General features: G+C 31.4%; 20 protein-coding genes. 1 reads left to right on the top strand and 19 read right to left on the bottom strand.

The genetic code is table 11. The features are described from left to right. The first annotated feature begins 67 nt into the window (after nucleotides 1–67). Nucleotides 68–1,708 (top strand): putative manganese-dependent inorganic diphosphatase, encoded by a 1,641-nt coding sequence (locus B3B03_RS11565; RefSeq protein ID WP_346877388.1) that lies wholly within the window; start codon nucleotides 68–70, stop codon nucleotides 1,706–1,708. A 47-nt stretch (nucleotides 1,709–1,755) separates the two neighbouring features. Here the strand turns inward: B3B03_RS11565 and B3B03_RS11560 are convergent, their stop codons facing one another. The 19 genes from B3B03_RS11560 to B3B03_RS11470 all read right to left on the bottom strand — a co-directional run bounded on the left by B3B03_RS11560 (nucleotide 1,756) and on the right by B3B03_RS11470 (nucleotide 18,044). After that, the gene (locus B3B03_RS11560) at nucleotides 1,756–2,523 is read right to left on the bottom strand and encodes a hypothetical protein (RefSeq protein WP_346847908.1); all 768 of its coding nucleotides are present in this window, start codon (nucleotides 2,521–2,523) and stop codon (nucleotides 1,756–1,758) included. A gap of 137 nt (nucleotides 2,524–2,660) precedes the next feature. Further along, complete coding sequence (locus tag B3B03_RS11555; RefSeq protein ID WP_346847907.1) at nucleotides 2,661–3,449, bottom strand: flagellar hook-basal body complex protein; 789 nt, start codon at nucleotides 3,447–3,449, stop codon at nucleotides 2,661–2,663. 36 nt (nucleotides 3,450–3,485) lie between these two features. Continuing rightward, the gene (locus B3B03_RS11550; RefSeq protein ID WP_346847906.1) at nucleotides 3,486–4,268 is read right to left on the bottom strand and encodes a flagellar hook-basal body complex protein; all 783 of its coding nucleotides are present in this window, start codon (nucleotides 4,266–4,268) and stop codon (nucleotides 3,486–3,488) included. Nucleotides 4,269–4,463: 195 nt separating this feature from the next. Then, complete coding sequence (locus B3B03_RS11545; RefSeq protein WP_346877387.1) at nucleotides 4,464–5,033, bottom strand: hypothetical protein; 570 nt, start codon at nucleotides 5,031–5,033, stop codon at nucleotides 4,464–4,466. A 15-nt stretch (nucleotides 5,034–5,048) separates the two neighbouring features. Then, on the bottom strand, nucleotides 5,049–5,783 hold the full coding sequence (locus tag B3B03_RS11540; protein ID WP_346847904.1) for a FliA/WhiG family RNA polymerase sigma factor: 735 nt from the start codon (nucleotides 5,781–5,783) through the stop codon (nucleotides 5,049–5,051). A 12-nt stretch (nucleotides 5,784–5,795) separates the two neighbouring features. Next, nucleotides 5,796–6,455, bottom strand: a complete 660-nt coding sequence (locus B3B03_RS11535; protein ID WP_346847903.1) for a flagellar brake protein — start codon at nucleotides 6,453–6,455, stop codon at nucleotides 5,796–5,798. Nucleotides 6,456–6,464: 9 nt separating this feature from the next. Beyond that, complete coding sequence (locus tag B3B03_RS11530) at nucleotides 6,465–7,331, bottom strand: MinD/ParA family protein (protein WP_346877386.1); 867 nt, start codon at nucleotides 7,329–7,331, stop codon at nucleotides 6,465–6,467. Next, complete coding sequence (gene flhF / locus B3B03_RS11525; protein ID WP_346877385.1) at nucleotides 7,325–8,503, bottom strand: flagellar biosynthesis protein FlhF; 1,179 nt, start codon at nucleotides 8,501–8,503, stop codon at nucleotides 7,325–7,327. The genes B3B03_RS11530 and flhF overlap by 7 nt, the downstream gene beginning before the upstream one ends. After that, nucleotides 8,503–10,566 (bottom strand): flagellar biosynthesis protein FlhA, encoded by a 2,064-nt coding sequence (gene flhA, locus B3B03_RS11520; protein ID WP_346877384.1) that lies wholly within the window; start codon nucleotides 10,564–10,566, stop codon nucleotides 8,503–8,505. Before flhA ends, flhF begins: the two co-directional genes overlap by 1 nt. Nucleotides 10,567–10,585: 19 nt before the next feature. Continuing rightward, nucleotides 10,586–12,421, bottom strand: coding sequence for a fused FliR family export protein/FlhB family type III secretion system protein (locus tag B3B03_RS11515; RefSeq protein WP_346847899.1), 1,836 nt, complete (start codon nucleotides 12,419–12,421; stop codon nucleotides 10,586–10,588). A gap of 11 nt (nucleotides 12,422–12,432) precedes the next feature. Then, nucleotides 12,433–12,702: a flagellar biosynthetic protein FliQ gene (locus B3B03_RS11510; protein ID WP_346847898.1), complete on the bottom strand. Its 270-nt coding sequence runs from the start codon at nucleotides 12,700–12,702 to the stop codon at nucleotides 12,433–12,435. 14 nt (nucleotides 12,703–12,716) lie between these two features. Beyond that, a complete protein-coding gene (gene fliP, locus B3B03_RS11505; RefSeq protein ID WP_346877383.1) occupies nucleotides 12,717–13,538 on the bottom strand; it encodes a flagellar type III secretion system pore protein FliP in 822 nt (273 codons plus the stop codon). Between the two features lie 32 nt (nucleotides 13,539–13,570). After that, entirely contained in the window at nucleotides 13,571–13,912 is a 342-nt protein-coding gene (locus B3B03_RS11500) for a flagellar biosynthetic protein FliO (RefSeq protein WP_346877382.1), read from the bottom strand. Between the two features lie 7 nt (nucleotides 13,913–13,919). Then, nucleotides 13,920–14,417: a flagellar basal body-associated FliL family protein gene (locus B3B03_RS11495; protein WP_346847895.1), complete on the bottom strand. Its 498-nt coding sequence runs from the start codon at nucleotides 14,415–14,417 to the stop codon at nucleotides 13,920–13,922. Then, nucleotides 14,401–15,135, bottom strand: a complete 735-nt coding sequence (locus tag B3B03_RS11490) for an OmpA family protein (RefSeq protein WP_346877381.1) — start codon at nucleotides 15,133–15,135, stop codon at nucleotides 14,401–14,403. The genes B3B03_RS11495 and B3B03_RS11490 overlap by 17 nt, the downstream gene beginning before the upstream one ends. A 10-nt stretch (nucleotides 15,136–15,145) precedes the next feature. Continuing rightward, nucleotides 15,146–15,937, bottom strand: coding sequence for a motility protein A (locus B3B03_RS11485; protein WP_346847893.1), 792 nt, complete (start codon nucleotides 15,935–15,937; stop codon nucleotides 15,146–15,148). Continuing rightward, on the bottom strand, nucleotides 15,924–16,139 hold the full coding sequence (locus tag B3B03_RS11480) for a flagellar FlbD family protein (protein ID WP_346847892.1): 216 nt from the start codon (nucleotides 16,137–16,139) through the stop codon (nucleotides 15,924–15,926). Before B3B03_RS11480 ends, B3B03_RS11485 begins: the two co-directional genes overlap by 14 nt. A gap of 101 nt (nucleotides 16,140–16,240) precedes the next feature. After that, nucleotides 16,241–17,299, bottom strand: a complete 1,059-nt coding sequence (locus tag B3B03_RS11475) for a flagellar hook-basal body complex protein (protein WP_346877380.1) — start codon at nucleotides 17,297–17,299, stop codon at nucleotides 16,241–16,243. Between the two features lie 43 nt (nucleotides 17,300–17,342). Then, the gene (locus tag B3B03_RS11470) at nucleotides 17,343–18,044 is read right to left on the bottom strand and encodes a flagellar hook capping FlgD N-terminal domain-containing protein (RefSeq protein WP_346877379.1); all 702 of its coding nucleotides are present in this window, start codon (nucleotides 18,042–18,044) and stop codon (nucleotides 17,343–17,345) included. Nucleotides 18,045–18,049: the final 5 nt, after the last annotated feature.

Raw genomic sequence — 18,049 nt, 5'->3', positions numbered from 1 at the left:
ATAAGGTAAATAAACCTTTAAAATACTAATTATAAATAAGAATAGATATTATAAAGGAAGGTTATTCATGGTAAATAAAGTATACATAACAGGTCATAGAAATCCTGACTCTGATTCTATTTGTGCAGCCATTGCTTATTCAGAGTTTAAAAATAAAACCCAACGAATCAATGCAATTCCAATTAGACTAGGGGAAATTAGTAGAGAAACTCAGTTTATCCTAGATTACTTTGGAGTTCAGCCACCACCGCTTGTTCAAACTGTAAAGCCTCAAATTATAGATTTAAAAATAGATACAGTAGCTCCTATTGCTTCAGACATATCCTTAAAAATGGCTTGGTCTATAATGAAGCAAAAAAACATTAAAACTCTCCCAGTTATATATCCTAATGAAAAATTAGCTGGAATTGTATCTGTATCAAATCTGGCAGCTAGTTATCTAGACATTTGGGATAATTACGTTTTAGCTAAAAGTAAAACAAGTCTAAGTAACATTTTAGAAACTCTATCCGCTAAAATTGTTTACTTATCAGATGAAAACTTAGAACTTAAGGGGAAAGTTGTAGTTTCTATGATGGAACCAAATGATAGAAATTTAATAGAAGCGGAAGATATTTGCATCTGTGGAGACCGTGAGTTAGTTCAAGAATTTGTATTAGATTGTAATGCTAGATTAATGATAATCACTAATAATACAAATCCCTCTGAAAAAATTATTGACCTAGCTAAAGAAAAAGGATGCACTATAATCACTACTCCTTATGACTCTTTTACTGCTGCTAGACTAATACCTCAAAGTATTCCTATAGAATACGTAATGACTAAAAATAATTTAATTACCTTCTCTACTAGTGACTTCATTGAGGAGATTAAAGATATTATGCTAGAAACTAGATATAGAAGTTATCCAGTTTTAGATGAAGATGGTTCCGTGGTTGGAAGCATTTCTAGATATCATTTAATAACCCAACAAAGAAAGAAAGTAATTTTAGTGGATCATAACGAAAAGACTCAGTCTGTAGACGGTCTTGAAGATGCAGACATTTTAGAAATTATCGACCACCATAGAATAGGAGATATTCAAACAGGTCAACCAATATACTTTAGAAATGAGCCTGTAGGAAGTACTTCTACCATTGTTGCTAATATTTTCTTTGAAAATGGAATTAGACCATCTAAGAAAGTAGCTGGATTATTATGTGGAGCTATTATTTCCGATACTCTACTATTAAAATCTCCAACAGCAACTATTGTAGATGAAATCATACTAAAGAGATTAGCTGAAATAGCAAGTATAGATATAGAAAAATTTGCTCAAGAGATGTTTAAAGCTGGAACTTCATTAGAAGGAAAAAGCTCAAAGGAACTTTTATACCAAGATTTCAAAATCTTTAATATGGGTAATTTTAAAGTAGGTGTTGGACAAATAACAACTACTTATATGGATGGATTTACTCCACTAATTAATGATTTAAAAACTGTAATGAATGAAAAAGCAAGTCAAGGAAAGTTTGACCTAATTATTCTTATGGTTACTGACATATTTAAAAGTTCTTCTTTATTCATTGTGTGTGGCGAACACAAAGAAGTATTCTCAAGAGCCTTTAACATTAAGTTAAACAATGGAACAGCATATATTGACCAGGTAGTTTCTAGAAAGAAACAAGTTATTCCACCTCTTACAGAGGTTATAAACCAAATTAAGTAATTCTTTAGCTCCAAAGGAGGCTGTCCCTAAAGACTGCCTCCTTTTGTTTACTGTACCACTAATTTTAGAATTGATCCCTTATTAATAATATAAATCCAAAATATAACAAAGAAAATAAAACACACTCCATATATCACAGTTAAAAAATCCTTAACACATAAATCATCAATCTTTCCTTGATACACCCCATAACTTTTTAGATAATGTACCCCCTTATCTTCTATGTAGTAAAAATTAACTGATTCAATATATGCAGCAAAAATATAAATGTTTAAAAGTGGATTAGTAAATAGATTTTTTAAAAAATCCCCCTTGAAATTAATTTTAAAGGTTTTATTTCTAATAATATAGACAATATATAAGAACATTCCACCTATTAGAGTTGGAATAATATTTAACACATTTAATATACCATTAATAAACTTTAGACTCTCATCGTCACTGATATAATATATTAATGTATATATTACTCCTCCTCCATTACCTATGATTAGAATATAAATTAAGGGTGCTAAAAAACCACAAATCAATGATTTGCTAATTAAGGATAAAGTATTGTAAAACTCCTTTTTTTCAGTGGATTTTTTAATTACTGTTTTTCTTTCACTATTGCTTATCTCAATAACGAAGAAAGCTACAATAGCATTAACAATCTCCCTATTAGATATAAGACTTATAATTATCCCTATGGTAGGTATAAGTATAAAGTATACCCATCGTAAAACTACTTTGCTTCTTATTTTAGCACTAAATTTCTCATTGACTTTTATTGCTAATCTATGTCTATCAAACTTCCAAAATAATATACTTAGCAAACATCCAAATAAATATCCTACCCCATAATATCACCCCTTCTATTTAAAATTTATCCTTTGTTAATGTTATATTATATGTTTGAAAATATAAAAAAAGAATGAAAAACTATGTCTTTCATTCTTTTCTATTTCCATTACTATCTTAAGTTATTTATCATTCCCCACATATCATCTGCAGTTTTTAATGCAGAGGAGCTTAATTGAAAAGCTCTTTGGGCTACAATCATGTCAGTCATCTCAGTAGACATATCTACATTAGATCTTTCCGTAAACCCTTGATAAATATCTCTATCCGTAGTCTCCAATACAGTAGCTCCTTCTATTGGAACAAATAAGCTTTGTCCTGCAGAAATAAAATCTGTATCACCTATGGTCTTATAAGTTTTAATATCTCCAACTTTTATAGAGTTTCCATCATTATCTAAGGATAAAGCCCCATTTGCATCTATAGAAAACTTATCTTTAGCAAAGTTAATTGGACCCCCTGGCACATTTATCTCATTACCATTAGCATCAGTTATAGATAATCTATATCCATTATTATCTACTAAAATTCCTGAAGCATCCACTTTGAAGTTTCCATTTCTAGTATAGGCTGCACTTCCATCTTGTTTATATACTTTAAAGAATCCTTCTCCATCTATAGCTAAATCTGTAGATATCTTTGTATTAGTTAAGCTTCCTTGAGTTTTTATTCTAACTTCATTAGTAGATTTAACCCCTGTACCAACATAAAGTTCAGTATTTGCATTCTTAGACCATGGTACTCCTAGTCTCTCTAATGAACTGGTATAAAGGTCTTGGAATGTAGATGTTACTTTTTTATATCCAATAGTACCGGAATTTGCTATATTATTTGATACTAAGTCTAATTTATTCTGTTGTGCTTCCATTGCACTTCTATTGGTGTAAAACATACCGTACATAAACTCACTCCTCAAATTTTTCTTTCTCTATTAATTCTATCTAGCTTTACCTATTTCATTTACAGCCTTGTCCAAGGTAGAATCTAAAACCTTTAAAATAGTTGCATTACTTTCAAAGTTTCTCATAACAGTCATCATGTTACTAGTTTCTTGAACTACGCTAACATTAGATCCTTCAAGGGATTTATTAACTACATAAGGATTATTAACAAAGGTAGGATTAACTCCTTCATAAAGATTATATGTAAATTCATTTAGATTTTCATATTTACCTTGGTTATCCTTTGGAAAATTAACTACAGCTAATCTGCCAGCGTCTCGTCCATCTACAGATATATTCCCAATATTGTCTGCAGAAATACTTCCTTCACCTATATATATAGGTGCTAATCCATTCCCACTCCTACTAAGTACCCTATCTCCATTAGAGGTCACTAAATATCCTGAAGTGTCTACAGCAAAATGACCATCTCTTGTATAATAATTTGTAGCTCCATTAGCGGTTTGTCTTTGAACTACAAAAAATCCTTCTCCCTGAAGGGCAAAATCAGTTGTTACTCCTGTATCCTTTATAGTTCCTTGTGAGAAATTAGTGGTTCGATCATTTATTTCTACTCCATTACTCATAGCTCCAATGGTTACTCTTTCATTGTTTTTTCCATCTTTATTAGAAATATATACCTCATCAAAACTCTTCATGGACAAAATCTGTGATTTATATCCTGTAGTGTTTATATTTGCTATATTATTCATAATAGCACTTTGATTTTTTTCACTGGTAATTATTCCTGAAGCTACTGTATACAATCCTCTAATCATTGTTTGCACCCGCCTTTATATCAATTTTAATCTGGTCTGGATAGGTCATTCCTAATTTTTTTGCTCTTATTTCAATTTCACCATCGCTAAGTTTATAATCTATTTTTGCAGGGATACTAAAAAATATTCCTAGTATTATGCCAATGCCTATACCAAATAAAATTTTTCTATCACTTAAAACTTTAATAAATTTTTTTATTTTAAATATAATTCCTTTATTAATAAGACCTCACCCTTTCCTATATTCAGCCGTTGTGCTATGCCTTCTTCACTTAAGCCTTCAGCTAATAAGGCTTTTACCTCTTCTACTTTTAAGCTATTACCCTTTATATCTTTTTTAGGATTACTATCTTCTTTTTCTTTTTTAGGATTACCGTCTTTTTCTTCTTCTTTTAAATCGTCCATTAATTCATCCATATTTTCTCCTTGAAGAAGAATATCATCATCTAAGGAATCAATCTTATCTACCAAGGTATTTATGTACTCATCATTACTAATATTTTTATCTGAATCATCCCTTTTTTCTAATAATTCATTTTTAACAAATACAGTATGATTTACTTTTTTTAAGTCATTTATTTCTCTTTGTAATTCTGTAATTGTTTTAGCAAACTCACTTCTTATTTCAACAAGTCTCATGTCTACTTCATCTATATTAGATTCTGCATCTATCATAGCTTTACTAAAGTTATTTTCTTCTCTCATTATAGCCCTTATATTTGTAGCAATTAAAGCCACTCCAATAATAATTAATAAAATATACATATTCTCACCTATCTTCTATGACTTAATATCATATTGGAGTTTCTCAATTTCTTTTCTTAAATTTAAAATAGCTCTACTATGAAGTTGACAAACTCTTGATTCTGATACTTCTAACACTGCTCCTACTTGTTTTAAAGTAAGTTTTTCAAAGTAGTATAGATTTAGTATAAGTCTATCTCTTTCCTTTAGATTATCCAGGCCTCTCCTCAAGTACTCTAGCATTTCTTTTTCTTCCAAAGACTTTTGTGGAGAAGGACTTTTAGTATCCTCTATGGAATTGATTAAAGACATTTCCTCATCATCACCAAATAAAATAGTTTCTAAGGACATCATTGAAATATAGTTTACATAACCTTGTATATCTGTAAGCTCCTTTAAACTTATTTCCATTCTTTCAGCTACTTCAATATCTTTTGGTTCTCTGTAAAGTTTATTTTGTAATTCTTCCACTACCTTATTGTATCTATTAAGCTTATCGATGGCTCTTTTAGATATAGGACTATTTTTTCGTATTTCATCTATAATACTTCCATTTATTCTTATGGCAGCATAGGTGGAAAATTTCATACCCTTAGTGTCATCAAACTTATTTATAGCATCCATAAGCCCAATCATTCCATAACTTATTAAGTCTTCATATTCAACATATTTATTTTTTCCTACGATAATCTTGGAAGCAATATACTTTACAAGAGGTATATTTTTTTTAATTATTTCTTCTCTAACATCTACATCACAAGCTACAGACACATCATTTCCCTCCTACTTTGTTTTCATTAACTTTCTCATATTCTTAAAAATAAACTGTATTATATTTTCCCTTACCTTATCATCAATAAATTGAAATTTTACTCCATATACATATTCATTTTTATTTTGTGTTTCATCTCTAACGATTTTACCTAAGGCTAATATATCTTCGTTATTAATCTTAGTATTCAACATGACTAGTTGCCCTAAATTAAGACTTTCCTTTACCTTTATTCTAATACCTCCACCACTTAAATCTAAAGTTTGTCCTTCCCTATAATCGCAGTTTTCAATATCCCTGAGGACACTTTCATTATACTTATCTATTGGTGAATATTTCATAGCATTTATAAATGGCAATCTTACATAGTCTCTTCTTTGTACCTTATGCAATTCACTTTCTCTTTCCAATGTAATCAAGGCTATTTTATCAAATTTTCTCCCTTTCACCTTAGCTTGAAAATTATATATATTACCTTTTCCATCATTATAATTACACTTAACTGTGTCTCCAGTACTTAAGGGATAGCTTATGCCATTTAGTATAGGTGTAGCTATAGCTATATATATACCATCTTCATCAATATCCTGAATTTTTGATTTTGCTAATTCTCGATTTTTTGTATAAATCTCTATTTTATTATTGATTTCCATCATATTATTAGCTTTCATACTCTCCTCCTATGAAAAAATATTAAGCATTTTTTTAAATATACCCTGGATGCTATTACCCTTATTATAAGATATACCTTCTAACCCCTTTGCAATAGACTCAATGTTTTCACTTACTTCACTTTTAGGGAAAGACAATACCACAGGTCTTTGCATCCTTACAGCTTGCACTAATTTTTTATCTTCAGCGATGTTTCCTAAATGCACTAGATTAGCTCCTAGAAATCTATTTGCTGAACTATTAAGTCTATTAAAAGTATCATTTCCTTCTTCCTTGCTTAAAACCTTATTAACAATAATCTTTGCTCTATTTTTCACATTATGATTACATATGGTTTTTAATAAGCTATATGCATCCGTTAATGCTGTTGGTTCCGGAGTAGTCACAATAAAAACTTCATGACTACACTCTATAAAGGCCATAACTGTTCTATTTATGCCTGCTCCTGTATCAATTAATATATAGTCAAAATCTTTTATTTCTCCTAACTTATTAATTAAAACTTCTCTTTGCGACCTATTTAAGTCATCTAATCTAGAAAGTCCTGTACCTCCACATAAAATTTTTATACCTAAAGGTCCATTTATTACTACCTCATGAACAGATTTATTATTTAATATTATATCAAAAATGGTATATCTAGGTATAGTCCCTATTAAAACATCTACATTGCCCATACCTAAATCTGCATCTAGTACTAAGACCTTTTTCCCTAGTTTTTTAAGAGAAATTGCTAAATTAATTACCATGTTACTCTTACCTACCCCTCCCTTACCGGAAGTTATGGTAAAGATTTTAGTATTATTATTGCCTTCTTCCATAGTATCTTGCTTTTCAAATACCATTTGTCTTAATCTTGAAGCCTGGTCTAACATATACTATTTTCCCCTAACACCAATTTTATTATCTCATCCTCCAATGGTACCTTTATATCATCTGGTACATTCTGGCCTACAGTGATAAATTTAATAGGAACTTGAGTCCTTCTACATATATTTAGTATGGAACCATAAGTTGAAGTCTCATCTAGCTTAGTTAGTATTAGTCCCTTGTAATTTATATTAGAAAATCCATTAGCTATGATGTCCATGTCACCACTCTTAGTAGTAGCACTGACTACTAAATAAGCATTATCCACCTTAGCCCTATCTAGAAAAGCCTTCAATTCTAATACTTGCATAGTATTTTTACTACTCCTTCCAGTAGTATCTAATAAGATCACATCACAGTCTTTCATTGAGTTTATAGCTTCTTCCATCTCAGCTAATGAAAATACCACTTTAAAATCAATATTCATAATATCTGCATAGGTTTTTAACTGTTCTACTGCTCCTATTCTATAGGTGTCTACAGTAATTAAACCTACCTTTTTCTTTTTTACAAGAGCTAGCTCCCCTGCTAGCTTTGCTATAGTTGTAGTTTTTCCTACTCCTGTAGGACCAACTAAAGCTATGGTTCCATTTATTTCACTAGAATCTATTTTTATAATAGCGCCAAGTTCCTCTTTAATTCCATTCATGATTTCATCAACGGAAGACACTTGTTTATTTATTTTTATAGTTTCTATTAATTCTTCAATTATATCTTTAGATATATCTACTTCTCTAAGTCTTTCCTTGGCTTCTTTAAAATAAATTTCACTATTATTAGTCTTTTCTTGTTGCAACTCACTTTCTTCTTTGTTTTTGTTATCTAATTCTTCTAATTTAATTTCTTCATTTATAGAATTATTGCTTTGAGTAGAAAAATAGGAATTTATAAGACTCTTCATTGTTTCAACTTCTTGTCTTAGCTCCACTTCATCATTTTCCACTATATCTACTGGTAAAATACTCTTACTGTTTATTTCTTTATCATCCCAACTTAAATCATTAGATTTAGATTCAACAGCTGCGGTTATCTCCACTACTTTAGGAGAAAACAACCCTTTAATACCAGGCTTTCTTATAGCTCTCTGGCTTATAATTACAGCATCTTTTCCTAACTCCTTACCTATCTTACTTAATGCTTCCTTCATGGTAGAAGCTACATATTTCTTTATAATCATTAGATAGATACAACTCCTTCAGTCCTTATCTCTACATCATTAGGTATTTCATTTAAAGATAACACTACAATGCTTGGAAATACCATTTCTATAAGCTTTCTAAAAGCTGGTCTAATTCTTGGAGAAACTAGAATTATAGGTATATTAGTTGGAAAGTGTGTACTTTCTAACATTCCCTTAATACTATTAAATATTTCTGTTGTAATATCTGGATTTATTGCTGGGAAAGAACCCTGCATAGATTTTTGAATATTACTTCCTATTAGTTTTTCTATATCTGGAGATATGGTTACTGCAGTAATTCTATGTTCATCATCCACTAGATCATTGCAAATAGTTCTACTTAATGAAAATCTTACATATTCCGTTAGCATTTCAATATCCTTAGTATTTCGCGAATTATCAGCAAGACATTCTAATATAGTTACCATGTCTTTTATAGATACCTTCTCTTTTAAAAGTCCTTGTAACACCTTTTGAATTTCTCCTATGGTCATAAGGTCCGGTACAAGTTCCTCTACCACAGTAGGATACTTTTCCTTTACAGAATCTAAAATAACTTTAGTTTCTTGACGTCCAAGAAGTTCATAAGAATGAGCTTTAATAGTTTCTGTAAGATGAGTAACCATAACTGTAGTTGGATCTACCACAGTAAGTCCCTTTATCTCTGCATCTTCTCTTTGATCCTTATTTATCCAAAGAGCTTCTATTCCAAAGGTAGGTTCTATGGTCTTTATTCCTTGAATATTTATATCTTCTCCAGAAGGATTCATACATAGAAACATGCTTGGCATTATGTCCGCTCTAGCTATCACTGTTCCTCTTATCTTTATTACATATTCATTATTTCTAATTTGCAGATTGTCTCTAATTCTAATAGGTTGAACCACAATTCCCATCTCTATAGCACATTGTCTTCTCACTGATGAGATTCTCTGCAATAAATCTCCTCCTGAGGATTCATCAGCCATAGGAATAAGTCCATAGCCTATTTCTACCTCTAATGGCTCAACAGAAATTAAATTCATCACATTTTCTGGCTCTCTACTCTCACTCTCTACAATTTCCTTTTCTTCTATTTCTATCTTCTGCTTAACTTGTTGCTTTTCATCCTTATACATTAGATAAGCACTTGTTCCAGATGCTGCAGATAGAGCAAAGAATACTAGTGTAGGCATCCCTGGAATTATTCCAAGGATAAAAAGTACTAGAGATGCAATTGCTATAACTACTGGGAATGCTGTCAATTGTGATGATACCTGTGCTCCAAAGTTATCATCGCTTCCTGAACGAGTAACTAAGATACCCGAAGCTGTAGAAATTAACAGTGCAGGTAATTGACTTACAAGTCCATCTCCTATGGTGAGTTGTGTAAACTTAGCAGCAGACTCGCCTATGCTCATATCCATCATTACTGCCCCTATAACAATACCACCTAAAATATTTATTATAGTAATTATAATACCTGCTATGGCATCACCTTTAACAAATTTAGATGCACCATCCATAGCTCCATAAAAATCTGCTTCCCTTTGAAGGTCAAGTCTCTTTTTCCTAGCATCTTCTTCTGTAATCATTCCTGCATTTAAATCTGCATCTATACTCATTTGCTTTCCTGGCATTGCATCTAAGGTGAATCTTGCTGAAACCTCAGATACTCTTCCAGCACCACTAGTTATAACTAAAAACTGTATAATAACAATAATTAAAAATATTATTATTCCTACGAAATAGTTTCCACCAATTACGAACTCTCCAAAAGCTTGCACTATCTTTCCTGCATCTGCTTGTCCTAGAATAAGTCTAGTAGATGATACATTTAGTGCTAACCTAAATAGGGTAGTTACAAGTAATAATGTTGGGAATACTGATAGTTGCAATACATTTGTAGTAAACATTGTAAGTAACATTATAACTATAGATATTGAAATATTAATGGCAAAGAAAATATCAAGTATTCCTGGGGGTAATGGTATAATTATCATTAGTACAATAAGAATTACCCCAAATGCTACTATTATATCTAAGTTATTCTTAATACTAAATCCCTTATCTTTAAGCATAATTATCATCCTTTTTACATTATTTCTTCATTTTATAAACTAATACTAATATTTCTGCCACTGCCTTATACATATCAAAGGGAATTTCCTTATCTAAATCCACTTCTTTGAACATGAGTCTAGCTAATGGTTTATTTTCTATAATTGGTACATTATTTTCAATAGCCTTTTCCTTAATCTTTAACGCCACATACTCACTGCCCTTTGCCACAACTATCGGTGCTTTTCCACTATTTTCTTCATATTTCAAAGCCACCGCAATGTGAGTTGGGTTTGTAATTACAACAGTAGCATCTGGTACTGATTGCATCATTCTTCTCATAGCCATTTCTCTTTGCTTTTGTTTTCTTTTTCCCTTAACTATAGGGTCTCCTTCTTGTTGTTTATATTCTTCCTTTATCTCTTGTTTAGTCATTTTTAAATCCTTATTATGTTGGAATTTCTGATATAAAAAATCTATGCATCCTATTATTAATAAGGCTATCCCAACTTTAACAAAAACATTAATTATTAAACTAGCCAATTCTGTAAGTATTGTTCCTGTTTTAAGATTTCCAAAGTTCAAAAGACTATAGTAATTATCTATAACAAACTTATATCCTATATATCCTACAATAGAAACAATACCTAAATTTTTTACTAAATCCACTAAGGATCTTATAGAAAACATTCTTTTAAATCCACTTATAGGATTTAGTTTGCTAAACTTAGGTTTTAATGGATCTCCAGTATATATAAAACCAGTTTGAATTATTGATCCAATTACGCCTATAACCATAATAGGAACTGCCACTGGTATAAATATTTTAAATATATCTATGAATACCTTTATTAAAAGTCCTACTAAACTCTCTTGGCTTAATTGAAAATTTAAGTAACTCCCTAGATACTTTGTCATACTGGAGCTTAATACCTTTAGCACAAAGCTACTTAAGATAGCTATAACTAAAGTAGCTGCTAAAAGAGTTAAGGCAGAAGATAATTCCTTACTTTTAGCTACTTGACCTTTTTTCTTAGCATCTTGAAGTTTTTTAGGAGTAGGTTTTTCCGTTTTATCTCCACTATCATTAGATGCGGAAATTAATATAAAGGGCATCATAGTGAATATTTCCGAGAATATATGCTTAATAGCACCAAAATTTGAAGCTATAATTTTCATAATTAAAGGAATAGAAATTACAAAGGTTGCAAGTCCAACAAAAATCTTGATTGGCATTCCTAGTATCATAGCATTAAGCTGAGGCATAACTCTTGATACCAAGCCCAATACAATTTCCGTCATAAGTATTATAAGCATTATTGGCACTGCAATCTTAATCCCAATAGTAAAAAATTCAAATACAACTTGAATAATATATCCCAAAATTTCTTTATTAAAGGTTACAGTTCCTACAGGAACTGAAGTAAAACTATCTATAAGACACTGCACTAAAATAAGATGTCCATCAACTAACATAAATACAGCAAGACAAATCCAGTACATCAACCTTCCCATTACTGATATGTTTTCACCTGCAACTGGGTCAAATAGGCTCATCATAGAAAAGCCCATGGAAAAATCCATAATTTGTCCTGCCATTTGTACAACACTAAACAGTAAATTTACTATATATCCTAGACATATTCCTATAATTACTTCTTTACCTATAAGCACTATTAAAACAAACATATTACTTATTTCTGGTAATGCTTCAGTACTGATTATGGGAGATAAAATCATGGATATAATAAGTCCTACACCAATCTTTGCTATATTTGGTGTTCCTGTTGGGAAAAAGGTTGGCACTGTAAAAATCAAGGATGTTATCCTCATAAACACCATTAAAAAAGCTATAAACATTAAAATATCTACCAACGTTATCCCACCTAAGCTCCTATATTAGAAATTATTGAAAAAATTCTTTGAGTAAAACCTATCACTGTGTTTCCTATAAATGTGGCAGTAATTATTCCCACTATTGCCACAGCTATTATTTTAGGTACAAAGGTTAAAGTTTGTTCTTGTATCTGAGTTGTGGCTTGAAATATACTTATCAAAAGACCTACTACCGTAGCTGTAAGTAGTATTGGTCCAGCTGCCATTAAAGCTGTCTTCACCATATCCTGTAATATTGCAACCACCATAGTCTGTGTCATATTACATCACCTCTCTAAAATCCTAGTATTAAGGATTGACTTAACAAATTCCATCCATCTACTAATACAAATAAAAGTAATTTAAATGGCAGAGAAATCATAGCTGGCGGTAACATAAACATACCCATAGACATAAGAACACTAGCTGTTACAATGTCCACCAATATAAATGGTATAAATAACAAAAATCCTATTTCAAAGGCTGTTCTTAACTCACTTATAACAAAGGCTGGTACAATTGTATAAAGTGGAACATCATCATAATTATAAGTTTCCTTACCATCTGCATCCTTTTCTACTTTAATAGCGTCCTCTACCTTTCCAGCTTCAAGAAACAACTTTAAATCTTTTACTCTAGTTTGCTTTAACATAAATTCCCTCATGGGCTTTATCCCTTTATCTATAGCAACATCCATTGTTATTTCTTCCTTCATATAAGGCTGAACTGCCTTTTCATTAATTTCTGAAAAGGTAGGTGCCATTACAAAGAAAGTTAAAAATAAGGACAACCCAACAATTATTTGTTTGGGCAGTGATGTAGCTCCTATAGCACTCTTAAAGAAAGAAAGTACTGTTACAATTCTTATAAATCCTGTGGTCATTATAAGGATTGATGGAAGTATTGTAAGTACTGTTAGTACTAATAATAATTTTATATTGTCCACATATTCAGTAGGAGTTTTTGCATCCCCATCACCAAAGGATATATTTATATCTGGAATTGGCATGGTATCTCCAGTAGCATAAGCTACTTTACTACTAATTGAAATAACACAAAACACCAGTAGTATTAGCGTTATGGGTTTTATAAACTTTTTTAGATCAAATTTTTTCATATGTATTATCCCTTTATTCCTAAAATAATATTTTACTTTCTCCATTTAAGATACTTGTCTTTAAAAATTTGTTTTAACTCACTACTATTCTTTAATTTAATCATTTCAATTTCTTTATAATCTTCTCCTGCAACTTCTTCTACAATTTCTATTTTTCCTTGAGCTGAAGTTACTAAATAATATTTATCTCTTATCTTTACAATGAGCAGAGAGTTATCCTTACTAATGGTTAGTCTCTCTACTACTCTCATTGTAGATTTTCTGTTTATGTGACTATATTTCTCAACAGTCTTCCCTAGCCAAAGAATTAATCCTATAACTAATGGGAAAAATATTACAAGTTTTAATAAGGTTAAAATCAATTGACTATCCATAGGTCACCTATTGAACAATTATATCTGTGAAATAAATATTGGTTATCTTACCACTATTTAAAAGTTCATTTGCCTTTACGACTATCTCTTCTTTTAATAAAGCATCTCCCTCTGTTTTGAAATCCGTAGATTTCTTAGCTCTTAATACCTTATTTATACAGTCTCTTATTTGTGGAATCTTTGCTGTAAGTTCTTCTTGCAAATCCTTATTCTCTAAATTCGAACCTAAGGAAATTTTCACCTTTACAAATTTAGACTTTCCCTCATCACTTAAATTTACTAAGAACTCGTCTAAATTTAAGGTAGCTTCCTTTTCTACTACATTACTTTCACTAGTGCCATTATTATTTTTACCTACATTCTTTGTTGCAATGGTATATCCAACAAATACAGCTCCACTTATAAGTGCAAATATTACTATAGCGGTTACTATAATTAGAACTAATTTAGAACTTCCGCCCTTTTCTTTTTCTAACTCATTGCCATTACTATTTTTCTTGCTCATTTCCTTGCTCCTTTACATTAGTTACAACTATAATATTAACTCTTCTATTTTTAGCTCGACCTTCATCCGTATCGTTTTTTGCTATAGGTCTATACTCTCCACATCCCTGAGCTGAAAATCTTTGAGGATTTAAAATCTTTTTACTACCAAGAAAATAATCCAGTACGCTTAATGCTCTAGCAGAAGATAGATGCCAGTTATTTGGCATAGCTGGTGTGTTAATTGGTACATTATCTGTATGACCTTCAATTATAATCTTGTTATCTACCTTTCCAATTAAGTCACTAACCTTATCTAATACGTTTTTACTATCTGACCTTAGTTCTGCCTTTCCAGTATCAAAAAGCACCGAATCCTTCATCTGGATATTAAGACCTTTTTCATCTTCATATATTTGAACATCATTCTCTAAATCATTTTCCTTAATGTAAGTTAATACGTCCTCTAAAATTTCCAAGTCTTCATTTTCTTGAATATCATCCACTGTAAGCTGTGGCTTTCCAACTATAGGTACATCACCACTACTTGAGTTAAATTCAAGTATGGACCTATCAGCCTTACCACTAAAAGCACTTTGCATGGCTACAGCTATCTGCTGAAATTTTTGTGAGTCTATAGTTGATAGTGAATAAAGTAAAACAAAGAAGGTTAATAGCAAAGTAACAGTATCTGCATAAGTAGCTAACCACCCATCAGTTTTTATGTCTTTCTTGGCCATAATTATTCACCTACTCTCCTTGATTAACACTACTTAAATACTTTACTCTATCCTCTGGTGATAAATATACTATCATTTTATCTTCAATTACCCTTGGGTTTACTCCTGATTGTATAGAAAGTACTCCTTCAATCATCATTTCCATTTGGTTTACTTCCTTAGATGTTTTATAATTTAGCTTTCCTGCTATAGGAAGTACAACTAAGTTAGCAAGCATTGATCCATAAAAAGTTGTAATAAGAGCCTTACCCATACCTGATGCTAAGTTGTCTGCATCTGATAGGTTAGCAAGCATTTGAATAAGTCCAATCAATGTTCCAATCATACCCATGGCTGGAGCATATGCTCCCCAAGTTGTGAACATAGATGCTGCATCTTCATGTCTTTTTTCTAATTCTTTAATTTCTAAAGTCATAACTTCTCTAATAGATTCAGGTTCAATACCGTCAACTATCATATTTAAGCCTTTTTTAACAAACTCGTTACTAATCTCTTGTATATCTTCTTCTAAAGAAAGTAGTCCATCTCTTCTAGCTTTTTTAGATAAATTAACAAATAGTGCAATATTATCTACCTTAGATGTTCCATCTTCTTTGAAAGCTTGTGCTGCAACCTTGATAAATCTTTTTATTTCATTCATTGGATAAGACATTAAAAGTGCACCGAAGGACCCTCCTACTGTTATAGCTAAGGATGGTACATCAAAGAATAGCTTTAACGATCCTCCATTTAGCATTCCATAAAATACAAGAACAATTGCAATCACAAAACCTATAGCTGTTAACATATCATTCTTCTTCATTGCTTTCCTCCAACCGTACATTTGCCCAGTATTTTCGTCTAAATTCTATAACCTTATCAACTATTTCTTTAGAACTTTCTTTAACTAAATACTTTTTTCCATTGACTAAGGTAATTACTGTCTCTGGGATTTCTTCAATTTTTTCAATGTGATTACTATTAAGAATAAATTTGTTTCCATTTAAGGGATTAACCTCTATCATATTCTCCTATACCTCCTATGATATAGTAAATTTACTTAAGCTAAGATCAATATAAGCACCGTCCTAGCCTAAGGAAAATCACATTTACATATTTAAATAAATTATCTTTTTAAATTTACAAGTTCTTGTAATATTTCATCTGCAGTAGTGATGATTTTACCGCAAGCCTGGAAAGAACGAGTTGCAACTATCATATCTGTAAACTGTGCAGATAAATCAACATTTGACATCTCTAAGAATCCATTTAAAACTTGTCCATAAGCCTTGCCATTGTCTTCTCTTGCACCTAAAGCAGCTTTATCAGTATATTTACCAACTCTAGCTAATGGATTTCCTGAGTTTGCTGAAGGAGAATACATATTATTTCCCTTTTGCTCAAGACCTTCATTGTTAGTAAATGACGCCATGGCAACTTGTCCAAGAACAGTAGTACTACCATCAGCAAGGACAGCCTTAATTAGTCCATCATTTTCTATAGAGAAACCTTGAATTCTAACATCTTCTCTTCTTCCTGTTGGATTTCCACCAGCATCTACTTCTGGATTTCCATCTTTATCAGTTACCAGCTTAGAAACAGTTTCTGGTATTTTAAGTGCTACTAATTCATTTTGATTAGCATTTAAGTTTTCGGATTCTCCATCTACATAATTAACTATTCCACCTAATGGAGATGTTGCTGTTCCATCACTTATAGCATAACCCATAATTCTATATCCATTAGAATTTAGAAGATTTCCCTTACTATCTACCTTAAATGAACCATCTCTTGTATAAAAGCTCTCTAAGGTTGTAGATTCCATACTTTGATCTGGATTAACTGTTATTGTGCCATTTTCTTTTCCTTTAGCTACTATAAAATATCCTGTTCCATCTACAGCTACATCATAAGGTCTTCCTGTTGGTTGCAGACTTCCTTGAGCCATGTTTGTTACTATACTTTGTATAGAAACTCCCATACCAACTCTAGAAGGGTTAACTCCTCCTAAGTTTAATCCTGGACCTGATGCTCCCTTATAACTTTGATACATACTATCCTGAAAAGTAACTGAAGATGATTTAAAGGAAGTAGTTCCTGAGTTAGCCACGTTATTTCCTATTACATCTAACTTTTTTTGATTTGCTCCTAAACCTGATATCCCTGAGTACATTGAATTTAACATATTATACTATCCCTCCGATTCTCTATTTTTTAATGTAATTTTATTAACCTTTTACTCCAATTACAGAGTCAAATAAGTAATCTCTGATTTCTATTTTTCCATCAACTTCAACTTCAACCTTAAGCTTTATGCCTTCTGCATCCCTATATACTTCTAGAACTTTCCCTGTAATACTCTTAGGCTTTACTGGCTTTTCTTCTTCCTTGCCATCTCCCTTAGGCTTTTCTACAGATGTATCTGCTGGCAATGCTATTTCAACAATTTTACCCATCAATGTTACTGCATTAGAGAAGGTTAAGTTATCCATATTTGGATCTCCCGAATCAATGACATCTGTAACTTGGCTATATTCATAATCTGTATATTTTCCATCTACACCTTCCACAGTAACATAAACGTCTCCCTTATGTTTATACACAGCCCTAACTACGCCACACTGAGGTACTCCATTAGCATCCAATGCATCTAAAGCTACAAATTTTCCAGTTAATCCTTGTGCAGATGAAAGAGTCATTGTAGAATTTAATGAACTCATCTGTTCAAGGGTTGTAAATTGAGCTAACTGTGAGACATATGCAGTAGTATCTTGTGATTGAGTTGGATCCTGATTAGAAAGCTCAGCAGCTAATATTTTAAAGAAAGAATTTTTGTCAAGTTCTGCCCCTGGTTTTACAATAGGCGTACCATTTTTAGTTTTGTTTCCTTCAACCCAAGGTGCTGTTGTATTATTAGTTGATATTGCCATTTCAT

Origin of the sequence: Clostridium sp. UBA5712, from assembly GCF_002419845.1 — a bacterium.
Taxonomy (GTDB): domain Bacteria; phylum Bacillota; class Clostridia; order Clostridiales; family Clostridiaceae; genus Clostridium_J; species Clostridium_J sulfidigenes.
The sequence above is the reverse complement of the archived record's forward strand: the minus strand, read 5'-3'. Positions and strand labels throughout refer to the sequence as shown.